Annotated in this window: 7 protein-coding genes; 6 read left to right on the plus strand and 1 reads right to left on the minus strand. The window is 69.5% G+C overall.

Going from position 1 to position 4,985, the window contains the following annotated elements:
* Positions 1 to 160 precede the first annotated feature (160 nt).
* The 4 genes from IT355_11080 to IT355_11095 all read left to right on the plus strand — a co-directional run bounded on the left by IT355_11080 (position 161) and on the right by IT355_11095 (position 2,228).
* The gene (locus tag IT355_11080; protein MCC7053800.1) at positions 161 to 481 is read left to right on the plus strand and encodes a Dabb family protein; all 321 of its coding nucleotides are present in this window, start codon (positions 161 to 163) and stop codon (positions 479 to 481) included.
* Positions 482 to 503: 22 nt separating this feature from the next.
* A complete protein-coding gene (locus IT355_11085; GenBank protein ID MCC7053801.1) occupies positions 504 to 833 on the plus strand; it encodes a transposase in 330 nt (109 codons plus the stop codon).
* A complete protein-coding gene (locus IT355_11090; protein MCC7053802.1) occupies positions 830 to 1,024 on the plus strand; it encodes a hypothetical protein in 195 nt (64 codons plus the stop codon). The genes IT355_11085 and IT355_11090 overlap by 4 nt, the downstream gene beginning before the upstream one ends.
* A 142-nt stretch (positions 1,025 to 1,166) precedes the next feature.
* Complete coding sequence (locus IT355_11095; GenBank protein ID MCC7053803.1) at positions 1,167 to 2,228, plus strand: amidohydrolase; 1,062 nt, start codon at positions 1,167 to 1,169, stop codon at positions 2,226 to 2,228.
* Positions 2,229 to 2,240: 12 nt separating this feature from the next.
* On the opposite strand, the gene IT355_11100 is transcribed toward IT355_11095, so the two are convergent.
* Positions 2,241 to 2,837 (minus strand): urea carboxylase-associated family protein, encoded by a 597-nt coding sequence (locus IT355_11100; GenBank protein ID MCC7053804.1) that lies wholly within the window; start codon positions 2,835 to 2,837, stop codon positions 2,241 to 2,243.
* Positions 2,838 to 2,971: 134 nt separating this feature from the next.
* Here IT355_11100 and IT355_11105 point away from each other — a divergent pair, with 134 nt between their 5' ends.
* On the plus strand, positions 2,972 to 4,249 hold the full coding sequence (locus IT355_11105) for an imidazolonepropionase (protein MCC7053805.1): 1,278 nt from the start codon (positions 2,972 to 2,974) through the stop codon (positions 4,247 to 4,249).
* On the plus strand, positions 4,246 to 4,985 hold a 740-nt coding region (locus IT355_11110), incomplete at its 3' end, for a M20/M25/M40 family metallo-hydrolase (protein ID MCC7053806.1). The genes IT355_11105 and IT355_11110, both read left to right, overlap by 4 nt.

The following is a 4,985-nucleotide window of genomic DNA, read 5'->3' on the forward strand; positions in this document are numbered from 1 at the left end:
CAGGCCTCCACGAGTCCGGGCCTGCACCGCCGCGGGGCCCGCCGCGCGGTCAAGGCCAGGCTATCATCAACCTACACACTAGGCACGGGGCGGCAAGTCCGGTTCCTCGTCCGCCGTGCCGGCGGACGAGCGCCCCGTCCCCCGAGGCCGCCGAGGCGCCATGTTCCACCACACCGTGCTGCTGCGCCTCGCTCCCGATGCGGACGCCGATTTCTTGGCACGCTTCGCTTGCTATGAGGCGGCCGTACGCGAGGGCTGCGCCGGCGCCCTCCTTTATCGGTTGTTGCCCAACGGGGCCCCGAGCGGCAAGGGCTTCACGCACGCGCTGTTCAGCGCGTTCGAGTCGCACGCGGCGTTCACCGACTACGACCGCAGCGCGCTGCACACCAAGATCAAGGCCTTCCTCGGCCCGTACGTGGTGGAGCTCGTAGTCGCGGACGGCGACGACGACGCGCCGCCCTCGGCCTGCGGCGGACGCTAGGCGGGGTTGAAGGCCCTGGTCGATGCGCATGCTGGTGGACGGGCAACGGCACACGCTCAAGCAGATCGGCCAGCGCATCGACCAGCTTGAGCGCGAGCTCGCGGCGCTGCAAGAGTGGGCTGAAGGGAGCTCTCGAGCTGGACCAAGTGCCCGGGATCGGTGTGCTGGGCTCGACGGCACTGGCTGCGACGCTCGGGGACGTGAAGGCTTGAGCTCGGGGCGGGAGCTCTCCGCCACTTCGGCCTGGGTGCCGGCGCACGCGGTCAGCGGCGGGAAGGTCTGCGTGGGGCACCTTAGCAAACGGGGTGACCCCTACCTGCGCACGCTGCTCATCACGGTGCGCGCGCGGTGATCGAACATGCCAAGGACATACCGAAGTGGCTGGAGCAACTGCTGGCACGCCGACCGCTGAACGTGGCGGTGGTGGCGCTTGCCAACAAGATGGCACGCACGGCATGGGCGATCGTCGCCCATGGGCGGGCGCATCAGCGGGATTGGCAAAGCGCCAGGCCCGGGAGCGGTGCGCGAGCGGCAGCTGCGTAGATCAACCAACCGAAGAAGGAGTGGACGCCGCGAAGAGTGCGTGAGTCGAATCGATGAAGTGATGACAAAGCGGTCGGACCCGGGCCGGGTAAAGCTGAATGGCGTGCCGGGGCAAGCTTTTGTGCGAAGTCCGCTGCAGGAGATGAGCACTGGCCTCCCGAATGACCTCAAGGCCAGGGGCCGTGCTTGCTCGGGCTGCACCTGTAGGATGAATGTAGGACCGCAGTCGTATCCGCAGAGTCGAAACGTCAAGAACTCGCTCACCACACGAGAGGTTTCCATGGAAGCGCACGCCATGCACGCCGAAGATCCGCTCCCGGTGGTGGACACCCACCACCACCTCTGCGACCTGCAGGCCCACTACTACCCGTGGCTGATGGACGAGCCGATGTGGAAGCGCGTGCTCGGCGACTACACGCCGCTGCGGCGCAGCTACCTGATCGACGAGTACATCGCCGACGCGCTCCCGCAGCACGTGGTCAAGTCGGTCCACCTGCAGATGGGCTGGGACTTCGCCGACCCGGTCGGCGAGACGCGCTGGCTGCAGGGCATCGCCGACACGCACGGATTTCCGCACGGCATCGTCGGCTTCGCGCGGCTCGAGTCGCCCGATCTCGACAAGGTGCTCGACGGCCACGCGTCGTTCCGCAACTTCCGCGGCATCCGGCAGATCCTGAATTGGGATCCCGATCCGGTGCGGTCCTTCGTCGACCGTCCCGACTACATGACCGACCCGGCGTGGCTGGCCGGCTTCGACCGGCTCCGCGCGCGCGCGCTGTCGTTCGACCTGCAGCTCTACCACCCGCAGATGGCCGACGCCGCTGCGCTCGCGCGCCGCTTTCCGGACGTGCAGATCATCCTCGATCACGCGGGCATGCCCATCGACCGCGATCCGGCCAGCCTCGCCGCATGGCGTACCGCGATGCGCGGCCTCGCGCAGGCGCCCAACGTCGCGGTGAAGCTCTCGGGCCTGGGCGTGGCCAATCCGGGCTGGACCGTGGAGAGCATCCGGCCCCTGTTCGAGCAGACGATCGAGGCCTTCGGCATCGAGCGCTGCGTGCTCGGCAGCAATTTCCCGGTCGACCGCCTCACCGGCAGCTACGCCGACGTCTTCGAGGCCTTCCGCACGCTGTCGGCGGGCCTGTCGGCAGGCGAGCGCCGCGCGCTGTTCCACGAGAACGCGGTGCGCATCTACCGGCTGTAGGGCACGAAGCTGTCAACCGACCTCGAAGTGCGCCTCCCTGGGCACACAGTCCGCACCGTTGATCGGGATCATGTCCTGCGGGCAGGCCGAGAACACCAGCACGAGGTCCATCTCGGCGCGCAGCGTGATGCCGCTGCCGGGCCGCGAAACCGGCGGCAGGAAGCGGATGCTGCCGTCGGGCGCCACCGGGATGTTCATGAAGAGGTTCCACGGGCTCGGCGTTTCGGGCGCCTTCAGGCCCAGCGCCGCTAGGCTCGCCGCGAGGTTCTCGCTGCAGTTGTCGTGGCGCCCGACGCAGCCCAGGAGCGCATACCGGTAGGGGTCGCAGGCTGCGATCAAGGTGTCGTGGATGCCGCCCGAATCGTCCTCGACGATCGTCAGGATCGGTCGGCGCCGATTGGTGCACATCGCGTCGCCGACGCGCGGCAGGATGCGGCCCAGGTTGGCCCGGCAATGCTCCATCGACATAAACTCGCTCATGTCGGCGCGGTTGAAGGCCCAAGTGTCGACCACCTGCTGGCCGTGCGTGTTGACGACGCGCACGTGCGCGTTCGCGTCCACGAACGCGGCCTTGCCGCGTCGGGCCGGTATCTCGATGGGACCCTTCATGGAAGCTCCTCGTCCAGGTCGCACGATTGTCGACCCGATGCACCGCGTGTGTCCACCCGTGCGGTGCGCGTCGCGTTGGCCGCATGTGTCACGCGGGCGTATATTGCGTCACCAATTTCAGGAGGGTGCGGCTCATGTGGGATGCGATCTGGATCAATGCCAACCTCGCCACCATGGCCGGTGTGCAGCCCTACGGGGCTGTGCGCGACGGGGCCATCGCCACCGAGGCGGGCCGCATCCGCTTCGCGGGGCCAATGTCCGCGCTGGGTGCTAGTGCATCGAGTGTCGCGCGGACGGTGCACGATCTGAAGGGCGCATGGGTCACACCGGGTCTCGTGGACAGCCACACGCACGTGATCTACGGCGGCGACAGCCGGCGCGATTTCGAGATGCGCCTGCGGGGCGCCACCCGCGCCGAGATCCACGGCTCGGGCGGCGGCGTGCCTGGCATCGTGCGCCGCACGCGCGAGGCGAGCGATGACGAGCTGTTCCAGAGCGCTGCGCGGCGCATCCTCGAGATGCAGTCGCACGGCGTCACCACGCTCGAGAGCAAGTCGGGCTTCGGCCTGGACCTCGAGACCGAGGTGCGCCAGATGAGGCTGTCGCGCGAGCTGGGCCGAGCGCTCCCGGTGACCGTCGTGTCCACTTTCCTCGGCGCGCACGGCCTCGCCCCGGAGTACGGCGCCCGCCCCGACGACTACATCGGCTTCCTGGTTGACACGGTGCTGCCCGCCGCCGTCGCCGAGGGCATCGTCGACGTGGTCGACGGCTTCTGCGACAACGTCGGCTTCACCCACGAGCAGATCGCGCGGCTGTTCGGCCGTGCCCGCGAGCTGGGGCTGCCGGTGCGCCTGCATGCCGACCAGTACAGCGACTTCTCGGCCGGACGGCTCGCCGCCGAGCACGGCGCGCTGGTCGCCGACCACCTGGAGTTCGCATCCGAGGTCACGGTCGCGGCGATGGCGAAAGCGGGCACGGTGGCAGGGCTGCTGCCGGGCGCCAACTACACGCTGCGCGAGACGCGCACGCCGCCCGTCGAGCTCTTCCGGCGCCACGGCGTGCGCATGGCCGTGTCCACCAACAGCAACCCGAGCAGCTCGCCGACCAACTCCCCGCCGATGGTGATGAACCTCGCGTGCACCCTGTTCCGGATCACCCCGGAAGAGGCGCTGGCCGGCTTCACCATCGAAGGCGCCCGGGCGCTCGGGATGGCCAAGGACCTGGGCTCGCTGGAGGTCGGCAAGCGCGCCGACCTCGCGGTGTGGGACATCGAGGATCCGGCCGACCTGTCCTACCTGATCGCCGCGAACCGCTGCACGGCAGTCGTGAAGGACGGCACGGTCGTGCACGAGGCGCCGCGCAGCGCGCCCGTCGCTCGCCGGCCGGCTGGCGCGGCGGCACGCGCGCGATGACGGCCGCCGCCGACAGGGACGCGATCCTCGCCTGGATCGACGCGGACCGGGACCGGTTGGTCGACTTCCTGAGCCGCTTCGTGCAGGTGAAGAGCCCGAACCCGCCGGGCGACACGCGCGAGGCGGCGGCCTTCGTCGGGCGCCTGCTCGAGCACGAGGCCCTGCCCTATCGCGTGATCGCACCGCAGCCCGCCATGCCCAACCTCGTCGCTACGATGGAGGGCGGCGCGGGCCCCGGTCGGCACCTGGTGCTCAACGGACACATGGACGTGTTCCCGGTCGGCGACGGCAAGGGCTGGACACACGACCCCTGGGGTGGCGAGGTGTCAGGGGGCCGGGTGTGGGGCCGCGGCACCTCCGACATGAAATGCGGCACGACCGCGTCGATCTTCACCTTCGCCTACCTCGCCCGGTTGCGCGAGCGCTGGAACGGGCGGCTCACGCTGACCGTGGTGTCCGACGAGGAGACCTTCGGCGAATGGGGCTCGCGCTACCTGATCGCCCACCATCCCGAGGTGCACGGCGATTGCTGCCTGAACGCCGAGCCGAGCAGCCCGCACACGATCCGCTTCGGCGAGAAGGGCATGCTGTGGCTGCGGTTCACGGTGCGAACGCGCGGTGGTCACAGCGCCTATCCGCACACCGGCGAGAGCGCCACCAAGCTCGCGGCCCGGCTGATCATGGACCTGGAGAGCCTGACGCGGCTCGAACCGGCGATGCCCGAGGGCGTGGCGCG

It is taken from the genome of Gemmatimonadaceae bacterium (genome assembly GCA_020851035.1).
GTDB lineage: Bacteria > Gemmatimonadota > Gemmatimonadetes > Gemmatimonadales > Gemmatimonadaceae > JACMLX01.

Coding starts and splice junctions, on each gene's coding strand:
- IT355_11105 (MCC7053805.1), top strand. CDS start 2,972: ATGTGGGATGCGATCTGGATCAATGCCAACCTCGCCACCATGGCCGGT.
- IT355_11080 (MCC7053800.1), top strand. CDS start 161: ATGTTCCACCACACCGTGCTGCTGCGCCTCGCTCCCGATGCGGACGCC.
- IT355_11095 (MCC7053803.1), top strand. CDS start 1,167: ATGAGCACTGGCCTCCCGAATGACCTCAAGGCCAGGGGCCGTGCTTGC.
- IT355_11085 (MCC7053801.1), top strand. CDS start 504: ATGCGCATGCTGGTGGACGGGCAACGGCACACGCTCAAGCAGATCGGC.
- IT355_11100 (MCC7053804.1), bottom strand. CDS start 2,837: ATGAAGGGTCCCATCGAGATACCGGCCCGACGCGGCAAGGCCGCGTTC.